Annotated in this window: 20 protein-coding genes, 2 tRNA genes and 1 pseudogene; 14 read left to right on the top strand and 9 right to left on the bottom strand. The window is 70.6% G+C overall.

All coding sequences use genetic code 11. The features are described 5' to 3' along the window. The first annotated feature begins 54 nt into the window (after window positions 1–54). The 6 genes from gatC to QE410_RS08395 all read left to right on the top strand — a co-directional run bounded on the left by gatC (window position 55) and on the right by QE410_RS08395 (window position 5,967). Window positions 55–354, top strand: coding sequence for an Asp-tRNA(Asn)/Glu-tRNA(Gln) amidotransferase subunit GatC (gene gatC, locus QE410_RS08420; RefSeq protein ID WP_307330434.1), 300 nt, complete (start codon window positions 55–57; stop codon window positions 352–354). Next, the gene (gatA, locus tag QE410_RS08415; RefSeq protein ID WP_307330431.1) at window positions 351–1,871 is read left to right on the top strand and encodes an Asp-tRNA(Asn)/Glu-tRNA(Gln) amidotransferase subunit GatA; all 1,521 of its coding nucleotides are present in this window, start codon (window positions 351–353) and stop codon (window positions 1,869–1,871) included. The genes gatC and gatA overlap by 4 nt, the downstream gene beginning before the upstream one ends. Further along, window positions 1,871–3,388: an Asp-tRNA(Asn)/Glu-tRNA(Gln) amidotransferase subunit GatB gene (gene gatB / locus QE410_RS08410; RefSeq protein WP_307330428.1), complete on the top strand. Its 1,518-nt coding sequence runs from the start codon at window positions 1,871–1,873 to the stop codon at window positions 3,386–3,388. Before gatA ends, gatB begins: the two co-directional genes overlap by 1 nt. A gap of 354 nt (window positions 3,389–3,742) precedes the next feature. Beyond that, the gene (locus QE410_RS08405; RefSeq protein ID WP_307330424.1) at window positions 3,743–4,999 is read left to right on the top strand and encodes a DNA polymerase IV; all 1,257 of its coding nucleotides are present in this window, start codon (window positions 3,743–3,745) and stop codon (window positions 4,997–4,999) included. A 79-nt stretch (window positions 5,000–5,078) separates the two neighbouring features. Beyond that, window positions 5,079–5,399, top strand: coding sequence for a hypothetical protein (locus QE410_RS08400; RefSeq protein ID WP_307330422.1), 321 nt, complete (start codon window positions 5,079–5,081; stop codon window positions 5,397–5,399). Further along, window positions 5,374–5,967, top strand: coding sequence for a hypothetical protein (locus QE410_RS08395; protein ID WP_307330417.1), 594 nt, complete (start codon window positions 5,374–5,376; stop codon window positions 5,965–5,967). The genes QE410_RS08400 and QE410_RS08395 overlap by 26 nt, the downstream gene beginning before the upstream one ends. Window positions 5,968–5,976: 9 nt before the next feature. Here QE410_RS08395 and QE410_RS08390 read toward each other — a convergent pair whose 3' ends face one another. The 6 genes from QE410_RS08390 to QE410_RS08365 form a co-directional block, all read right to left on the bottom strand. Further along, the gene (locus QE410_RS08390; protein WP_307330414.1) at window positions 5,977–6,459 is read right to left on the bottom strand and encodes a DUF2017 family protein; all 483 of its coding nucleotides are present in this window, start codon (window positions 6,457–6,459) and stop codon (window positions 5,977–5,979) included. Next, window positions 6,456–6,764: an ATP-dependent Clp protease adapter ClpS gene (clpS, locus tag QE410_RS08385; protein ID WP_307330412.1), complete on the bottom strand. Its 309-nt coding sequence runs from the start codon at window positions 6,762–6,764 to the stop codon at window positions 6,456–6,458. The genes QE410_RS08390 and clpS overlap by 4 nt, the downstream gene beginning before the upstream one ends. After that, window positions 6,755–7,123 carry a metallopeptidase family protein gene (locus tag QE410_RS08380; RefSeq protein ID WP_307330409.1) on the bottom strand — a complete coding sequence of 123 codons (369 nt, stop codon included), beginning with the start codon at window positions 7,121–7,123 and terminating at the stop codon, window positions 6,755–6,757. Before QE410_RS08380 ends, clpS begins: the two co-directional genes overlap by 10 nt. A gap of 137 nt (window positions 7,124–7,260) precedes the next feature. Continuing rightward, window positions 7,261–7,336: transfer RNA gene (locus QE410_RS08375), tRNA-His, on the bottom strand. A gap of 36 nt (window positions 7,337–7,372) precedes the next feature. Continuing rightward, the gene (orn, locus tag QE410_RS08370) at window positions 7,373–7,999 is read right to left on the bottom strand and encodes an oligoribonuclease (protein WP_307330407.1); all 627 of its coding nucleotides are present in this window, start codon (window positions 7,997–7,999) and stop codon (window positions 7,373–7,375) included. 35 nt (window positions 8,000–8,034) lie between these two features. Further along, window positions 8,035–8,110 (bottom strand) — tRNA-Arg (locus QE410_RS08365). Between the two features lie 102 nt (window positions 8,111–8,212). On the opposite strand from QE410_RS08365, the gene QE410_RS08360 reads away from it, so the two are divergent. After that, window positions 8,213–8,422, top strand: a complete 210-nt coding sequence (locus tag QE410_RS08360; RefSeq protein WP_307330405.1) for a methyltransferase — start codon at window positions 8,213–8,215, stop codon at window positions 8,420–8,422. A gap of 342 nt (window positions 8,423–8,764) precedes the next feature. On the opposite strand, the gene QE410_RS08355 is transcribed toward QE410_RS08360, so the two are convergent. Continuing rightward, window positions 8,765–9,373 carry a YitT family protein gene (locus tag QE410_RS08355; RefSeq protein ID WP_307330403.1) on the bottom strand — a complete coding sequence of 203 codons (609 nt, stop codon included), beginning with the start codon at window positions 9,371–9,373 and terminating at the stop codon, window positions 8,765–8,767. Window positions 9,374–9,434: 61 nt separating this feature from the next. On the opposite strand from QE410_RS08355, the gene QE410_RS08350 reads away from it, so the two are divergent. Beyond that, on the top strand, window positions 9,435–10,853 hold the full coding sequence (locus tag QE410_RS08350) for a PLP-dependent aminotransferase family protein (RefSeq protein WP_307330400.1): 1,419 nt from the start codon (window positions 9,435–9,437) through the stop codon (window positions 10,851–10,853). A gap of 19 nt (window positions 10,854–10,872) precedes the next feature. On the opposite strand, the gene QE410_RS08345 is transcribed toward QE410_RS08350, so the two are convergent. Further along, window positions 10,873–11,130 carry a hypothetical protein gene (locus QE410_RS08345; RefSeq protein ID WP_307330398.1) on the bottom strand — a complete coding sequence of 86 codons (258 nt, stop codon included), beginning with the start codon at window positions 11,128–11,130 and terminating at the stop codon, window positions 10,873–10,875. Window positions 11,131–11,331: 201 nt separating this feature from the next. Between QE410_RS08345 and QE410_RS08340 the strand changes: the two genes are divergently transcribed. From QE410_RS08340 to QE410_RS08325, 4 genes and pseudogenes are all read left to right on the top strand, one after another. Continuing rightward, window positions 11,332–11,865 carry a single-stranded DNA-binding protein gene (locus tag QE410_RS08340; protein ID WP_307330396.1) on the top strand — a complete coding sequence of 178 codons (534 nt, stop codon included), beginning with the start codon at window positions 11,332–11,334 and terminating at the stop codon, window positions 11,863–11,865. A gap of 58 nt (window positions 11,866–11,923) precedes the next feature. Continuing rightward, complete coding sequence (locus QE410_RS08335) at window positions 11,924–12,427, top strand: hypothetical protein (RefSeq protein WP_307330394.1); 504 nt, start codon at window positions 11,924–11,926, stop codon at window positions 12,425–12,427. Window positions 12,428–12,483: 56 nt separating this feature from the next. Beyond that, a pseudogene (gene ettA / locus QE410_RS08330) lies at window positions 12,484–14,164 on the top strand (energy-dependent translational throttle protein EttA). Next, window positions 14,157–14,696 (top strand): thioesterase family protein, encoded by a 540-nt coding sequence (locus QE410_RS08325; RefSeq protein ID WP_307330392.1) that lies wholly within the window; start codon window positions 14,157–14,159, stop codon window positions 14,694–14,696. Before ettA ends, QE410_RS08325 begins: the two are co-directional and overlap by 8 nt. 284 nt (window positions 14,697–14,980) lie before the next feature. On the opposite strand, the gene QE410_RS08320 is transcribed toward QE410_RS08325, so the two are convergent. Beyond that, on the bottom strand, window positions 14,981–15,850 hold the full coding sequence (locus QE410_RS08320; RefSeq protein ID WP_307330390.1) for an acyl-CoA thioesterase II: 870 nt from the start codon (window positions 15,848–15,850) through the stop codon (window positions 14,981–14,983). A 52-nt stretch (window positions 15,851–15,902) separates the two neighbouring features. On the opposite strand from QE410_RS08320, the gene QE410_RS08315 reads away from it, so the two are divergent. Next, window positions 15,903–16,571 (top strand): hypothetical protein, encoded by a 669-nt coding sequence (locus tag QE410_RS08315; protein ID WP_307330387.1) that lies wholly within the window; start codon window positions 15,903–15,905, stop codon window positions 16,569–16,571. A gap of 170 nt (window positions 16,572–16,741) precedes the next feature. After that, window positions 16,742–17,584, top strand: a complete 843-nt coding sequence (locus QE410_RS08310) for a cation-transporting ATPase (RefSeq protein WP_307330385.1) — start codon at window positions 16,742–16,744, stop codon at window positions 17,582–17,584. The last annotated feature ends 115 nt before the right edge of the window (window positions 17,585–17,699 follow it).

Raw genomic sequence — 17,699 nt, 5'->3', positions numbered from 1 at the left:
CCGCTCGTCTCGTCCCGTCCGAAGCGGCGACGGCTCGCGAACTAGAATCGACGAGTGTCTGAAATCACTCCTGATCTCGTGCGCCATCTCGGTGTGCTCGCCCGGATCCAGTTGAGCGACGAGGAGATCCACAGCCTCACCGGCCAGCTGGATGCCATCGTCGACAACATCGCGAAGGTGTCCGAGGTGGCGACCCCTGAGGTCGTCGCGACGAGCCACCCGATCCCGCTCGAGAACGTCTTCCGCCCCGACGTCGTGCAGCAGCAGCTCACGCGCGAGCAGGTGCTGCAGAACGCGCCCGATCAGGCCGACGGCCGGTTCCGGGTCACCGCGATCCTGGGGGAGGAACAGTGAGCGACCTCACGCGTCTGACCGCGGCCGAGCTGGCCGCGAAGCTGTCGGCATCCGAGATCTCCAGCGTCGAGGCGACGCAGGCGCACCTCGACCGCATCGCCGCCGTCGACGGCGACGTGCACGCCTTCCTGCACGTCAGTGACCACGCTCTCGACGTCGCGGCCGACATCGACCGTCGCCGCGCCGCCGGCGAGCAGTTGCACGAGCTGGCCGGCGTGCCGCTCGCGGTCAAAGACGTGCTCGTCACGACCGACATGCCCTCCACCAGCGGATCGAAGATCCTCGAGGGCTACATGTCGCCGTACGACGCCACGGTCGTCGCGCGCTCGCGCGCCGCAGGCCTCGTGCCGCTCGGCAAGACCAACATGGACGAATTCGCCATGGGCTCCTCGACCGAGTTCTCGGCGTACGGGCCGACCCGCAACCCCTGGGACCTCGACCGCATCCCGGGCGGATCGGGCGGTGGCTCCGCCGCGGCCGTCGCCGCCTTCGAGGCGCCGCTCGCCCTCGGCTCCGACACCGGCGGCTCGATCCGCCAGCCGGCGCACGTCACGGGCACGGTCGGCATCAAACCCACCTACGGCGGTGTCAGTCGCTATGGCGCGATCGCCTTGGCATCCAGCCTCGATCAGGTCGGCCCGGTCACCCGAACCGTCCTCGACGCGGGGCTGCTCCACGACGTCATCGGCGGGCACGACCCCAACGACTCCACGTCGCTCGCCGACGCGTGGCCGTCGTTCGCCGCCGCCGCCCGCGAGGGTGCCACCGGTCAGGTGCTCAAGGGACTGAAGGTCGGCGTCGTGCGCGAGCTCGACGGCACCGGCTTCCAGGCGGGCGTGACCGCCTCGTTCCGGGCGGCCCTCGCCGCCATGGAGGCGCAGGGGGCCGAGATCGTCGAGATCAGCGCCCCGCACTTCGAGTACGGCGTCGCCGCGTACTACCTCATCCTCCCGGCCGAGGCGTCGAGCAACCTCGCCAAGTTCGACTCGGTGCGCTTCGGCCTCCGTGTGAACCCGCAGGGCGCGGCCACCGTCGAGAACGTCATGGCCGCCACGCGCGATGCCGGCTTCGGTCCCGAGGTCAAGCGTCGCATCATCCTCGGCACGTACGCCCTGTCGGCCGGGTACTACGACGCGTACTACGGCAGCGCGCAGAAGGTGCGCACCCTCATCCAGCAGGACTTCGGCGCCGCCTTCGCGCAGGTCGACGTCATCGCGACGCCCTCGGCGCCGACCACGGCGTTCCGGTTGGGCGAGAAGATCGACGACCCGCTGCAGATGTACCTCAACGACATCACCACCATCCCCGCCAATCTCGCCGGCGTCCCCGGGATCTCGATCCCGAGCGGCCTGGCCGACGAAGACGGCCTGCCCGTCGGCATCCAGTTCCTGGCGCCCGCCCGTGAAGACGCGCGCCTCTACCGTGTCGGCGCCGCGCTGGAGGCGCTGCTCATCGACCAGTGGGGTGGACCGCTGCTCGACAAGGCCCCCTCTCTGACGAATGGAGCGTCGCTCTGATGGCGAAAGACGCACTCATGGACTTCGACGAGGCACTCGAGCGGTTCGAGCCCGTGCTCGGCTTCGAGGTGCACGTCGAGTTGAACACCGCCACCAAGATGTTCTCGTCGGCGCCCAACCCGGCCAACGAGGCGAACCACGGCGCCGAGCCCAATACGCTCGTCGCCCCCGTCGACATGGGCCTTCCCGGGGCTCTTCCCGTGGTGAATCAGGAGGCCATCCGCTCCTCCATCAGCCTGGGCCTCGCCCTCGGCTGCTCGATCGCGCCGTCGAGCCGGTTCGCGCGGAAGAACTACTTCTACCCCGACCTGGGCAAGAACTACCAGATCTCGCAGTACGACGAGCCGATCGCGTTCGAGGGCTCGGTCGAGGTCGAGCTCGCCGACGGCACCATCGTCACCGTGCCGATCGAGCGGGCGCACATGGAAGAGGATGCCGGCAAGCTCACCCACATGGGCGGCTCGACCGGTCGCATCCAGGGCGCCGAGTACTCGCTGGTCGACTACAACCGCGCGGGCGTGCCGCTGGTGGAGATCGTCACCAAGCCGATCTTCGGTGCGGAGCACGCGGCCCCCGACCTGGCGAAGGCGTACGTGGCGACGATCCGCGACATCGTTCGCGCTCTGGGCATCTCCGAGGCGCGTCTGGAGCGCGGCAACCTGCGCTGCGACGCGAACGTCTCCCTGCGCCCGCGCGGCCAGGAGAAGCTGGGCACCCGCACCGAGACGAAGAACGTCAACTCGATGCGCTCGGTCGAGCGCGCGGTGCGCTACGAGATCCAGCGGCAGGCCGCGATCCTCGCCAAGGGCGGCACCATCACGCAGGAGACGCGGCACTGGCACGAAGACACCGGGCGCACCTCCCCGGGTCGTCCGAAATCCGATGCCGACGACTACCGCTACTTCCCCGAGCCCGACCTGCTGCCGGTCGTTCCGGCGCCGGAGCTGATCGAGGAGCTGCGCGCGGCTCTGCCCGAGCCGCCCGCCGCTCGTCGTCGGCGCCTCAAGACCGAGTGGGGCTTCACCGACCTGGAGTTCCAAGACGTGGCCAACGGCGGTCTGCTCGACGCCGTCGCCGAGACGGTGGCCGCCGGTGCCGCGCCCGCCGCCGCGCGCAAGTGGTGGACGGGTGAGATCACCCGCATCGCGAACGCCCAGGAACGGGATGCCGCCGACCTCGTGTCGGCCGCGCACGTCGCCGCCCTGCAGCAGCTCGTCGACGCCGGCACCCTCACCGACAAGCTCGCCCGTCAGGTGCTGGAGGGCGTCATCGCCGGAGAGGGCACCCCGCAAGAGGTTGTCGACGCCCGCGGCCTCGCCGTCGTGTCCGACGACGGTGCGCTCATCGCCGCGATCGATACGGCCCTCGCTGCGCAGCCCGACGTGCTCGCGAAGATCCGCGACGGCAAGGTGCAGGCCGCCGGCGCCGTCATCGGCGCCGTCATGAAGGCGATGAAGGGTCAGGCCGACGCCGCGCGCGTGCGCGAGCTCGTCCTGGAGCGCGCCGCCGCCCAGTAAGGCACCGGATGCCACGACCCCGGCCGCACGCTGCGGCTTAGGGTCGTGGCATCCGTCGTTCCCGCCGTGCGCCATGCACGCCCCCTCGCGCCGCGCACGCCCCCTCGCGCCGCGTACGCCCCCTCGCGCCGCGTACGCCCCCTCGCGCCGCGTACGCCCCCTCGCGCCGCGCACGTCCCCCTCGCGCGGCGCCGCGGCGTGCACGAACGCCACCTCGGACGGCTCGATGGGCGTCCGGCGGAGTTCGCGCGAAGCGCCGGGATCGTCACACGCCGGGGTGGGCTGCGGGGTCCTGGGCCCGACAGGCTCCGGGCGTCCGGCCCGATGTCGGAGGTGCGGGGGAGAATGGATGCCATGGGACGCGGAGACGGTACGGGGCGCATCGTCTCGCGCCCCGATGCCGATGACACCGGCACCGGCATCCTTCACGTCGACATGGATGCCTTCTTCGCGTCGGTCGCCGTGCTCGACGATCCGTCGCTGGCGGGCAAGCCCCTCATCATCGGCGGATCCGAGGGGCGCGGGGTGGTCTCGAGCGCCTCGTACGAGGCGCGGCGTTACGGGGTGAAATCCGCCATGCCGGTGTCGATCGCGCTGCGCCTGTGCCCGACGGCGATCGTCGTCAACCCGCCGTACCACCGCTACACCGAGATGTCGCGGCAGGTCATGGCCATCTTCCACGACGTCACGCCCCTGGTCGAACCCCTCTCGATCGACGAGGCGTTCCTCGACGTGCGGGGCGCGCGTCGGCTGTGGGGGAGTCCCGGAACCATCGCGCGCGACCTGCGGGCGCGGGTGAAGGCCGAGACCGGGCTGACATGCAGCATCGGGGTCGCGGCGACGAAGCACGTCGCCAAGATGGCCTCGACGATCTCCAAGCCCGACGGGCTCCTCATCGTGGCCGCAGCCGACACCGAGGCCTTCCTCCGGCCCCGCTCCGTGCGCGCGCTCTGGGGCGTCGGGCCGAAGGCGGCCGAAGCACTGGAGTCCCGTGGCATCCGGTTCGTGTCCGACATCCTCGACACGCCCCGGCACGCGCTCGACCAGGTGCTCGGAGCGGCGATGGGGGAGCGCATCTGGCACCTCTCGCGGGGGATCGACGCGCGAGAGGTGCACACCGGCCGCGCCGAGAAGAGCGTCGGTCACGAAGAGACGTTCCACGCCGACATCTCCGACACGCGCACCCTGCACGTGGAGCTGCGGCGTCTCGCAGATCGCGTGGGCGCGCGGTTGCGCGCGCAGCAGTACGAGGCGTCGACGATCTCGATCAAGGTGCGGTTCTCCGACTTCACGACGTTGAGTCGGTCCCGCACCCTTCCCGAGCCGACTTCGGTCGGTCAGCGGATCGGCGACGCGGCCATCGAGCTGTTCGACTCGATCGACCGGCGCCAGGCGGTGCGGCTCGTCGGCGTACGCGGTGAGAAGCTGAAGCCGGCGGCGATGGCGGCGACCCTGTGGGACGACGACGCCGAGTGGCGACGGGTCGAGGGCGCGCTCGACGGTGCGACGGCGCGGTTCGGGCGCGGGGCGGTCACCCGCGGGTCGCTTCTCGGTCCGTCGCGGGGCGGGGGAGCGTTGCCGACGAACCCGCGGCCGTCATACGACCACTGATGCCCGCGGCGCGTCGCACGCGCCGAGACAGGACGCAACACCCTCACCGATTGCGGGGCGGCGCCGCTACGGTGGGGACATGCCCAACATCGCACTCGAACTCGGCAAGCAGTCCACTCAGTTCGGCGTCACCGCCGCCTACGGCGAGCAGCAGGACGTCGACGGCGTGCGCATCGTCCCCGTCGCCCTCGTCTGGGCCGGGTACGGCGGCGGTTCCGACGAGCAGGGCAACGGCGGAGGCGGCGGCGGTGGATACACGCTGCCGCTCGGCGCGTACATCCGCCGCGGCGACGACCTGCGTTTCGACCCGAACCTCGTGTCGCTGCTCGCCGTCGGCATCCCGTTCGCGTGGGTCGCCGGTCGCGCGCTCAGCCGTGTCATCCGCGCCCTCAAGAAGTAACGCCGACGCCGTCGACGATGCGCTCACCGCGGCGGTCGCCGCGGTGGCGGAGCGCATCATCGCGGTCACGGCTCCCAATCCCGTCGTCGTGCTCGACGGGCGCAGCGGCGCCGGGAAGAGCTCGCTCGCCCGGCGCCTCGTGGCGCAGTGGCCGGGCTCGGGCCGCGTGCAGCTCGTGGCCCTCGACGACGTCTACCCGGGCTGGGACGGACTCGCCGACGGTGCGGCATACGCGTGCGAGATGATTCTCCGCCCTCACGCCCGCGGCCTCATCGGCGTCTGGCAGCGGTGGGATTGGGACGAGGGCGCGCGCGCCGAGGCGCACGCAGTCGACCCGTCACTTCCACTGCTCGTCGAGGGCGCCGGGCTGCTGACCCCCGAGGTGGCCCGGCTGGCCGACGTCTCGGTGTGGGTGGATGCGCCGACGTCGTCACGGCGCACCCGTGCCCTTGATCGCGACGGCGACACGTATCGTCCGCACTGGGACCGGTGGGCACGCCAGGAAGAGGCGCACATCGACGCGCACGACCCCGCATCGCTTGCGACGGTGGTCGTCGGCATCCCGTGACGGGCGTGCTCAGGTGCGGTCGAGTGCCGTGATGAGTCCGTCGAGACGGTAGCCGATCCAGTCGTAGACGCCGAAACGCGGATCGTCCGGCTCGTGGTCGTCTTCCGTCTGGATGCCGAGCCGCGTGGCGAGCACGAGTCGCACCGCCGAGAGCGTCCGCATCCAGGCCTGGGCCTCGCTTTCGCCGAGGGCGACGGCGATCGTGGCGTCGGGGTCGCTCGCCGGATCCAGGTCGGCACCGTCGATCCCGAGCGTGCGCAGCACCGTCTCGGCATCCTGTCCTCGTCGCTCCAACAGATCGCCGCCGGTGAGACGTCGGAACTCACGGCTCGCCGAGTCGTCGTCGGGGTAGGCGTCGGGCGTGAGACGCGCCACGGCGGGGTCGTCGGTCGACCGCGACGCGGTGAGCAGGTCGCGGAACTGGCCGACGATGCCGGCGAGATGGAGTGCTTCGAGGCCGCTGATCTCGAGCACGACGATGCGTTCGCTCACGACGGGTCCTTCCTGACGGTGGCCCAGAGACCGTAGTCGTGCATGGCCTGGGTGTGGGCCTCCATCACCTCGCGCGGTCCGCGGGCGACGATGGCGTGTCCGTCGTGGTGCACGGCGAGCATGAGCCGATGGGCGGTGGCGGCGTCGAAACCGAAATAGCTGCGGAAGACGTGGGTGACGTAGCTCATGAGGTTGACGGGATCGTTCCAGACGACCGTCTGCCACGCTGCCGGGGGCTGCTGCGACAGGTCGTGCTCGAGAGAGGAGTCGAGGTCAGGGGTTGCGAGTGCGCCCATCACGCCCATCCCAGTTCGTGCAGTCGTCCGTCGTCGATGCCGTAGAAGTGGGCGATCTCGTGCACGAGTGTGGTGTGGATCTCGTCACGGAGCTCGTCTTCGTCGGCGCACGCCGCGAGATGGGGCTCGCGGTACACGATGATGCGGTCGGGCAGTTCGCCCACGCCGTACCGGTCGCGCTCGGTCAAGGCCCACCCGTCGTAGAGGCCGAGCAGATCGAGGGAGCCGTCTTCGGGCCGGTCCTCGACGACGAACACGACGTTGTCGAGTCCCTCGACCATGTCGTCGGGGAGTTGGTCGAGTTCATCGACCACGAGTCGTTCGAAAGCCTCGTGGTCGAGCACGAGCGGGCTGTCGGCGTGTTGCACGCGGGCCTCCCGGAGTGTGAGAAACGGATGACGTCGGCGGGACACGGCATCCACGGTCGATTCTACGGGCCGGGGACCGCCGCGAGCCGGGAACACGAGAGCCCGGCGGATCGTCTCCGCCGGGCTCTCGATGGGTGTGGGGTGGCTAACGGGACTTGAACCCGCGACCCCCGCGACCACAACGCGGTGCTCTACCAACTGAGCTATAGCCACCATGTGTCTGCCGCAGCAGACAACTGAACGATTATGTCATACGTCGAGCGCAAACGACGACACGGCCGCCGTCGAGACGGCCTTCGCCTCATCGCTCGTGGGCCCGGGCTGCGGCACGAAGACTGCGGCGCGGTAGTAGGCGAGCTCGCGGATCGATTCGCGGATGTCAGCGAGAGCCCGGTGGCCGCCGTGCTTCGCCGGCGCCTGGAAGTAGGCGCGCGGGTACCACCGGCGCGACAGCTCTTTGATGCTCGAGACGTCGACGTTGCGGTAGTGGAGCCACCGGTCGACACGCGGCATGTACTTGGCGAGGAACATGCGGTCGGTCCCGATGGTGTTGCCGGCGAGGGGAGCCTTGCCCTCCACCGGTGCGAACCGCTGGATGTACTCGAGCGCCTGGAACTCGGCATCCGCGAGGCTGACGCCGTTCGGGATCTCGTCGAGCAGACCGGACGAGCGGTGCATCTCGGTCACGAACTCGCCCATGTTCGCCAGCGCGGAGTCGTCGGGCTTGATGACGATCTGAAAACCCGGGTCGAGGACGTTCAACTCGAAATCGGTGATGACGACGGCGATCTCGACGAGTTCGTCGACCGCGAGGTCGAGGCCCGTCATCTCGCAGTCGATCCAGACGAGCCGGTCGTTCTCGGAGGCATTTACCATCCCCACATCCTAGTGAGGGGCTCCGACATGGGGTCTGGTCCCCCAGACACGATTCGAACGTGTGACCGGCGGATTAGAAGGCCGCTGCTCTATCCACTGAGCTACTGGGGGTCGCCCCCAGGATATCGGTCGTCCCGCGCCGTCAGCACCAGCCCCTGGCGCGCCGCTGCACGCTGGCGTATCGTCCCGGCCAACGAGAGCGAAGGAGCACTCATGTCTGACACCGTGACCAATCGACTGTGGGTGGCGTACGGACCCAATGGCGTCGTCGGCAAGATCCAGCAGGATGCCGAGGGCTACAGCGTGCACATGGCGGGCAAGGATGAGCGGCTGGGCGTCTACCCGTCGATGGAGATCGCCAAGAACGCCCTGCACTCGCACCTGAAGCCCGGAAGCGACCGCCCGGAGTTCCGCGAGCACTGAGGCGGGTCGTCGGCGCCTCGCGGCCGGGCCTGCGCGCCCGGCTCGGACGTGGGGTTCGGGCCCCGCCTTGCGCGTGGCCGACTTGGTGCGGATATCCCCGCTCTGCGCGCGGCCGGCCCGGTCGTGGGGTCGGGCCCCGTCTTGCGCGCGGCCGGCTCGGTCGTGCGGTCATGCCTTGCCTTGCGCGCGGCCGGCTGGGTCGTGCGGTCATGCCCTGACTCGCGCGCGGCCAGCTCGGGCGTGCCGTCGAGCCCGCTTCGCGCGCAGCCGACCTCCCCGCCCACCCGGGAGACACCGGATGGGCGGGGGTCCCGTCGGCGCGCCCGGGCCACAGGCGTCGCCTCACGCGCGCGCGAGTCGCCGAGCGCGCGGTGCGGGTGTGGTGAAGGAGAGCATCGGCATCGCGAGGTGGACGAGCGGTCCGATGCCGAGGGCGAAGACCACCGTGCCGACGCCGACGGTTCCGCCGAGAAGCCACCCGAGCACGAGGACCGATCCTTCGACGAGCAGCCGACACGCCCAGATGGGCCATCCGAAGCGGCCGTGCAGCCCCGTCATCAAGCCGTCGCGCGGCCCGGGACCGTACTGCGCGCCGATGTAGAGACCGGATGCCACGGCGACCAGCACGACGCCCGACACCAGCAGCAGCGCCTGGAGCCAGAGCTGGTCGGGGTGGGGGAGCACGCCGAGGGCGATCTGCATGCTCGTGCCGACCAGGAGGATGTTGGCGATCGTGCCGAGGCCGGGCTTCTGTCGCAGGGGGATCCAGAGCAGCAGCACGGCGAGGCCGACGATGTTGGTGATCCACCCGATTCCCACGCCCGTGACGCGCGAGAGGCCCTGCGCGAAGACCGTCCAGGGGTCGACGCCGAGACCGGCCGCCACGGTCAGTGCGCAGCCGACGCCGTAGAGCACGAGTCCGACGAGAAGGCGGGTGATCCGGGAGAGCATGAGTGAATCCAATCATTTGATTGGACATTCGACAGGATGCCAATTGGGCTAATGTGGCCCCATGGATTCGCGCATCTCCGCACGCGCCCTGGCCTCCGCCCTGGGTGGGTGGCGGGGCACTGGTCCCGCCTACGAAGCGCTCGCCGATGGCGTGAGGCTCCTCTGCCTCGACAACCGTCTGGCCCCGTCGACGGCATTGCCCGCCGAGCGCGAGCTCGCCGCGGCGCTGGGACTGAGCCGCACCACCGTGGCGGCGGCGTACCGGAGCCTGCGCGACACTCGCCACATCGAGAGCCTGCGCGGCAGCGGCAGCGTGACGCTGCCGCTGCGTCGCAATGACCCCGGCCGTCTCGACGGCGCCGGGGTATCGATCGACCTGCAGCAGGCGAGTCCGGCCGCGTGGCCCGGCTTGCCCGCGGTCATCGCCGAAGCGATGCAGGACGCACCCGCGCTGGTCGCGCGCATCGGCTACGACGTCGTCGGCGACACGACCCTGCGGGCCGCGATCGCCACGCACTATACGTCGCGGGGCATGCTCACATCGCCGGAGCAGATCCTGGTCACGACCGGAGCGCAGAGCGCCATCCACCTCATCGCCTCCGTGATGCTGAGCCGGGCTGACCGCGTGATGCTCGAGACGCCCACTTATCCGCACGCCGCCGATGCCTTCCGCCGTGTCGGTGCCCGCCTGATCGGCGTACCGGTCGACAGCTCCGCCGGGTGGGACGTCGAACGAGCCGCCCAGAGCTTCACCCGCGCCCTGCCGACCCTCGCGTATCTCATGCCCGACTTCCACAACCCGACGGGTCGCACGATGACGTCGCGGGAGGTGTCGGCCTTCGTCTCGGGCGCGCAGGCTGCCGGCACGCTCCTCGTGCTCGACGAGACGACGGCCCAGCTCGATATCGATCGCCAGACCGGGCCGGCTCCGTTTCCCGACGATGAGCGCATCATCCGCGTGGCCTCGCTCGGCAAGACGGTGTGGGGCGGCCTGCGAGTCGGCTGGATCCGCGCCGCACCCGACATCGTGCGACGCCTCGCGAGTGGCCGGCCGGTGCACGACCTCGGCACGCCGGAGATCGAGCAGGCGATCGCCACGCGTCTCGTGCCGCGGCTCGACGAGATCTCCCGCCAACGGGGCGCTCTGCTGCGCGAGGGCCGTAACGCCCTGGCGGCCGCGCTGCGTCGGGAGCTGCCCGGGTGGGAGGTTCCCGACGTGGACGGCGGAGTGTCGCTCTGGGTGGGACTCGGCGAACCCCTGAGCACTCCGCTCGTCATGAACGCCCGCGCACGCGGGTTGGCGTTGTCGGCGGGTTCGCGGTTCGCGGTCGAGGGGGGCCACGATCGACGGCTGCGTGTTCCCTTCACCGCGCCTCCGGCGACGCTCGAAAGAGCCGTGGACGTGCTGCGCCTGGCGTGGGACGACGTGAGGGGCGGACGCACGAGTCCGGCGCGTGAGGATTTCGCCACCGTGATCTGACCTCGGCCGCGTCGACACCTCACCGGGCGTAGCGCAGGCATTCGAGGGCATCGCTCGACGACCAGAACTCGCCGAGGCGACGAAAGCGACCGGATGCCGCGTGGAACCGCTCGGCCGCGTACCGCCAGTCGCCGTCGGCCGCGACCGCGCGGATGTGGCCGACCACGATACCCCTCGGGTCGGCGATGCGCCACAGGCCCGCGGCGACATGGGTCGCCGCCCCCCACCCGGCCGGGCGCGGGGCCGGGGCGAGGTCGTTCCACAGTGCGGTGCTCATGTCGATGACGGTAGAACCAACCTCCGACATCGGGATCCGGGCGTCAGCCACGCCGTTCTCCCCAGTTGCGAAGAGGCACCGGTTGTCCACCGAAGCGGTTCTCGGGGCGGCGCGGGAGGGGGATCGAAGGTCATCCTGAGCGTGCTCCGGCATCCGTCGGGCACACGGATGCCGGAGCGCACATCACCGAGAGGACACATCATGAGCGATCACATCACCCTCGTGGGCAACATCGTCGGGGACCTCGAGCAGCGGTCTACGCGCGGCGGCGGCTCCGTCGCCGCGTTCCGCCTCGCCGTCGGCGAGCGCAAGCTCGACAGGGAACGCGGCGAGTGGGTCGACGCGCACACGAACTACTACGCGATATCGGTCTTCGGCGAACTCGGCGCCAATGCGCTGCGGTCCCTGCACAAGGGCGAGCGCGTCGTGTTGAGCGGGCGGCTCCGCCTCCGGGAATGGGAGACCGAGACCAAACGCGGGGTGAGCGCCGATGTCGTCGCCGACGCCATCGGACACGACCTGCGCTGGGGCACGACGCGATTCGAACGAACTCCGAAGCCGAATGCGCAGGCGGGGACCGCTCCCGCCTCCGCCGGTGCCGCAGACGGTGCGACGCCGGATGACGCGGCCTGGTCGGTACCGGGCGCGCCGGCGGAGTCGGCGGATATCGTCGTCGGGGTCGGTGCGGGTCCGAGCGCAGAGGCGATCTCGTCGGGCGACGAGACACCGTTCTGATCAGCGCCCCAGGGGCGGCCGATCGGGCGCGGCCGCGGCGTTCCGTAGACTCGGACGCGTGTCTCGCTCCCTCGGTCGCCCCGTCGCCGCTCTGACCCTCGCGGCCGTGCTCGCCCTCGCCGGCTGCACGGGGGAGCAGCCCGCGCCCGCGCCGAGCGAGACCGCCGACACGTCGTCGGGATCGTCCGCCCCGACCGATGCCGCGACACCGTCCGCCACCTCGGCATCCGCGGCACTCGTTCCCGGCGGAAGCGCCTCGGAGAACCTCCCGTCCTTCACCCAGGTCGTCTCGACGGTGTGGGGCGGACCGGAGCCGGTCGCCGGTCGGGCCTACATCGACGCCCTCACAGCGGCAGGTTTCGACAAGGGTGCGATGCAGGTGACGCCCGACGAGTCGACCATCGGAAATGCGGCGGAGAGCATCGAGTTCTCGGTGCGCCTCGGCGACGACTGTCTCGTCGGCCAGGTGGGACCTTCGATCGGGAACCCCGTCACGGCGGTGCTCCCCGGTCTGTCGTCGGGCGGATGCCTGATCGGGCAGACCCGCCCGATCGACTGGTGACCGGTCGCCGGCGCACGTCGGCCCGCGTGGCATGCCGCCCCTAGACTGGACGGGTTATGGCCGAATACATCTACTCCATGGTCCGTGCCCGCAAGGCTGTGGGCGACAAGCTCATCCTCGACGACGTCACCATGTCGTTCCTCCCCGGTGCGAAGATCGGGATGGTCGGCCCGAACGGCGCCGGAAAATCGACGATCCTCAAGATCATGGCGGGGCTCGACAACCCCTCCAACGGCGAGGCGCGGCTCAGCCCGGGCTTCACCGTCGGCATCCTGATGCAGGAGCCCGAGCTCGACGAGACCAAGACCGTCCTGGAGAACATCCAAGACGGCGTCGCCATCAAGCCCAAGCTCGACCGCTTCAACGAGATCTCGGCCCTCATGGCCGACCCCGACGCCGACTTCGACGCGCTGCTGGCCGAGATGGGCACCCTGCAGGAAGAGATCGACGCCGCCGACGGCTGGGACCTCGACTCCCAGCTCGAGCAGGCGATGGACGCGCTGCGCACCCCGCCTGCCGACGCCTCGGTCGTGCCCCTCTCGGGTGGTGAGCGCCGCCGCGTCGCCCTTGCCAAGCTGCTGCTGCAGAAGCCCGACCTGCTCCTTCTCGACGAGCCCACCAACCACCTCGACGCCGAAAGCGTCCTGTGGCTCGAGCAGCACCTCAAGGCGTACAAGGGTGCGGTCATCGCCATCACCCACGACCGGTACTTCCTCGACAACGTCGCGGAATGGATCGCCGAGGTCGACCGTGGTCACCTCTACCCCTACGAGGGCAACTACTCCACCTACCTCGACAAGAAGGCGCAGCGCCTCGACGTCCAGGGCAAGAAGGACGCCAAGCTGGCCAAGCGCCTGAAGGAAGAGCTGGAGTGGGTCCGCTCCAACGCGAAGGGCCGCCAGGTCAAGTCCAAGGCACGCCTCGCCCGCTACGAGGAGATGGCCGCCGAGGCCGAGCGCACGCGCAAGTTGGACTTCGATGAGATCCAGATCCCCGCGGGTCCGCGCCTGGGCAGCATCGTCATCGACGCCAAGAAGCTTGAGAAGCGCTTCGGCGACCGCTCGCTGATCAGCAACCTCAGCTTCAACCTGCCGCCGAACGGCATCGTCGGCGTCATCGGCCCCAACGGTGTCGGAAAGACGACGCTGTTCAAGACGATCGTGGGCCTCGAGCCCCTCGACGGCGGCACGCTCAAGATGGGCGAGACGGTCAAGATCAGCTACGTCGACCAGTCGCGCGCCAACATCGACCCCGAGAAAACGCTGTGGGAGGTCGTCTCCGACGGGCTCGACATCATCACCGTCGGCAAGACCGAGATCCCCTCGCGCGCCTACGTGTCGAAGTTCGGCTTCAAGGGTCCCGACCAGCAGAAGAAGGCGGGCGTGCTGTCCGGCGGTGAGCGCAACCGTCTGAACCTCGCGCTGACGTTGAAAGAGGGCGGCAACCTGCTTCTCCTCGACGAGCCGACGAACGACCTCGACGTCGAGACCCTGAGCTCGCTCGAGAACGCGCTGCTGGAGTTCCCCGGCTGCGCCGTGGTCATCACTCACGACCGGTGGTTCCTCGACCGCATCGCGGACGCACATCTTGGCCTACGAGGGCACCGAGGAGCACCCCGACCAGTGGCACTGGTTCGAGGGCAACTTCGAGGCGTACGAGGCCAACAAGGTCGAGCGCCTCGGCGCCGATGCCGCGAATCCCTCGCGATCGACGTACCGCAAGCTCACGCGTGACTGACACCCCCGTGGCTCCCGGCTCGGGTCCGGTTTCGGCCGGACCCGAGCGGGTGCATGTGCCGATCCAGCTGCGGTGGGGCGACCTCGACGCCCTCGGTCACGTCAACAACACCTCGATGCTGAAGCTGCTCGAAGAGGCGCGCCTGCGCGCGTTCTGGTTCAGCGACGGCGAGGGCGAGCCTCTGCCCACCGCGGTCTTCGACATGGACGTGCTCGACAGCGGTGGCGACCGTGCCACGCTCATCGCTCACCAGGAGATCGAGTACCTCCGTCCGGTTCCATACAGCCAGCGTCCCCTCGATGTGCGTATGTGGATCGGGGCGATGGGCGGGTCGAGCGCCGACATCTGCTTCGAGGTCTTCAGCCCCGCGGGTGACTCCGCTCCGGTGCTGTACGCCCGCGCCACCGTCGTCGTCGTGCTCGTCGACACCGCCAGCGGGCGCCCCATCCGCTGGAACGAGCGCGAACGCTCAGCCTGGGCGCCCTATGTGGGCGACCCCATCCATTACCGCCGACGTTCCGCTCGCGGCTGACCCGCGCGGGATGCCGCGGGGGTGCGCCGCGCATTCGTGGGTCGTCGGAGCGGCATCCGTTCCCGCCGAGAAACGCCGTCGGCGGGGAGAAATGCTTCGTCGTCCCGTTTCCTCGTGTGGATCGCGTTTCTCGACGGGGATGCGGTGACCCGCGACGTGACCGACGGGTCCTCGATCAGGCCCCGCCCGAACTCACTCGCCCGGCGCGACGGCGGCATCCCCGGCGTGACGGCGGCATCCCCGGCGTGACGGCGGCATCCCCGGCGCGACGGCGGCATCCGGGATCAGTCGCGCGGAACTCGCACCATGACCTCCTGCGCGACGCTGGCGACGAGCACGCCCTCGCGCGTGTAGATTCGCCCGGTCGACAGGCCTCGGCCGCCGCGCGCGGTGGGCGACTCCTGCACGTAGAGCAGCCACTCGTCGACCCGACCGGGTCGGTGCCACCACATCGCGTGATCGAGGCTCGCGACCTTCAGCCCCGGCGTGCTCCAGGCGACGCCGTGCGCGCGCAGGATCGACTCCTGGATGGTCAGGTCGCTGAGGTAGGCGAGGGCGGCGCGGTGGATCGCGGGATCGTCGGGAAGGGCCCGACGCGTGCGCATCCACACGGCCTGGCGCGGTACGTGGGGTCCCTCGACGGACGTATAAAGCGGAGACGGCACGTGCAGCACGTCGACCGGCCGCTCCGAGAACATGCGGCGACTCAGCGGGTGAAGACCCTCGATGTCGAACGCGGGCAGGTCTTCCGGCTGTGGGATGCCGTCGGGCATGGGCTCCGCGTGCTCGAGGCCCGGGTCGTCGTCTTGGAACGACGCGATCATCGAGAAGATCGGCACGCCCGCCTGAAACGCTTGCGTGCGCCGCGTCGAGAACGAGCGGCCGTCGTGGATGCGATCCACCGAGAACGTGATGCCGTCGGCCGGATCGCCCGGGCGCAGGAAGTACCCGTGCATCGAGTGCACGGTGCGTTCGGGCGACAGCGTGCGTGAGGCCGCGACGATCGACTGCGCCAGCACCTGCCCGCCGTAGACGCGGCCGAACGGCATGGGCTGCGACACGCCGGTGAAGATGTCTTCGGTGGTGCGGGCTCCGGCATCGCGGAGGTCGAGCACGGCGAGCAACGACGCCACGGGATCGAGGGCGTCGGTCACGCTGACTCCGTTCCGGTACGACGGGTCCGCACCGCTTGGTAGTTTAGGGCGGGTGTCCGCGCGTCTGTTGTTCCTCGATCCGCAGGCGGCAGCCGACCTGCTCACCTTCGCGTCCCGCGCGATCCGTCTCGGTGACGGCACGGTGCGCCTGCGCGCCGACGCGGGCGTTCTCGTCACCACCGCCGCGCCCCTCGCCCCGCGCGGCCTCTTCGACACCACCCCCACCGTGCTGGGGCTGCGGGTGTCGGCCATCGATCCCGAGCTCGAGTGCGATCTCGTCGTGGATGCCGCGGCCCTCCTGCCCGCTCCCGACGACGCCCAGGCTGTCGTGCTGCCCGAGACGGCGACGTCACCGGCGTGGGCGGGCATCTCGCCGCCGCGCGGGGGGTGGGAGCAGACGGATGCCATCGACGCCGCCGTCCTGGCATCCCGTGCCCAGTACGGCGTCGCCGCCGTCGCCGACGCCCTGCCCGCAGACGCCGGCGAGGACGTGGTGCGTGTCGTGCGCGCTCAGGTGTGGGGTCAGGCCGACGAGGCGCTGGGCGGTCTGCCGCTGGGCACCGCCTTCGCCGCCTTCGCGCTGGGGTTCATCGCCGGTGGCGAGTCGGCGGCGGTGCGCACGAGCGGGGCATGGACGCGCGTGACCCTCGCGCGCGGTCACGTGCTCGTGCGCGGTCCGGTGCGCTCGGGGCTCACGCCCGTCCGTGCCACCGGGAGCTGATCCAGCGAGCGCATAGGTGGCCGCCATACGCTGGAGCACGCAAGGGGAGTACTCCCGTCGCGATGCATCCGTCATCACGAGGCCACCGTTGGTCTCCGGGTGCGTCGGTCCGGTCCGGGCGGAGGAGACCTTGACGTCGCAGCCGCGTGCTGCCCGTCGAAAGGTCTTCCATGGTCTCTCTGTCCCGTCTCATCTCGCTCGCCTCAAAGGCCGTCGACAAGGCGTCGTCTTCGTCGTCGTCGGCTCGCCCGTCAGGAGCCGGCGGCGGAAAGGATTGGCGCGACATGGTGCGCTCGGCGGCGGACGCCGTGAAGGGCGACCGCCGAGCCGACGCCCCCACGCCCGCGCCCCGAACCGCGCCGCCGACCTCGCGCTACGCTCCGCCCGCGGCATCCGGTTCGTCCTCGCGCCTCTCGTCGGAGGACCGCGCCGCGATCGCCCGGTACGACTACCTGCTGCGAACGGCCGACCCCGACCGCGTCGAGCAGATGCACCGCGAAGCCTTCGCGCGCTTGACGCCCGCGCAGCGCGCGCACGTGCGGGAGCGGATGGATGCCGACCTGGCTCCTCACGAGCGCCCGCGCTCCGACAGCGCCGACGACCTCGCGCGCACGGCGGCTCGCGCGGAGGCCGCACGGCCGGGGCGCATGTCGACCCTGCTCGCGCGTGCCGGCCGCGGTGGGCTGATCGGTGCGGGCGTCGTCGGAGCGGGCGGGCTCCTGGCCGCAGTCGCCGGCGGAGCCGTCGTCAGCGCCGTCGCGGGGCCGCTGCTCGCCCAGGCGGGCCAGATGGGCGTCGACTTCGTCGGCCTCGCGGAGGGTGTGGACCTGGAGGGTCTGGCATCCGGGGTCGATCTCGCGAGCCTCGCCGAGGGCGTCGACCTCGGCGCCGCGGGCGAGTGGGCCGGAGGGGCTCAGGATGCCGTGAGCGGCGCCGGCGACCAGATCAGCGGTTTCGGCGAGAGTCTGTCGAACTTCGACCTGCCGGGGTTCGGCGACTTCCTCGGCCGCTGAGCCCGCGCCGTGCCGGCCGCGAGTCGCGGGTGGCCGGGTCGGGCGCCGTGCCCGCGGCCAGTCGCGGGTGGCCGAGTCGGGCGCGCCGAGCCAGCGGCGGGATACCGCGGGCGGA

The organism is Microbacterium sp. SORGH_AS_1204, from assembly GCF_030818935.1.
Lineage (GTDB): Bacteria > Actinomycetota > Actinomycetes > Actinomycetales > Microbacteriaceae > Microbacterium.
This window is presented reverse-complemented; position numbering and strand designations above follow the sequence as displayed.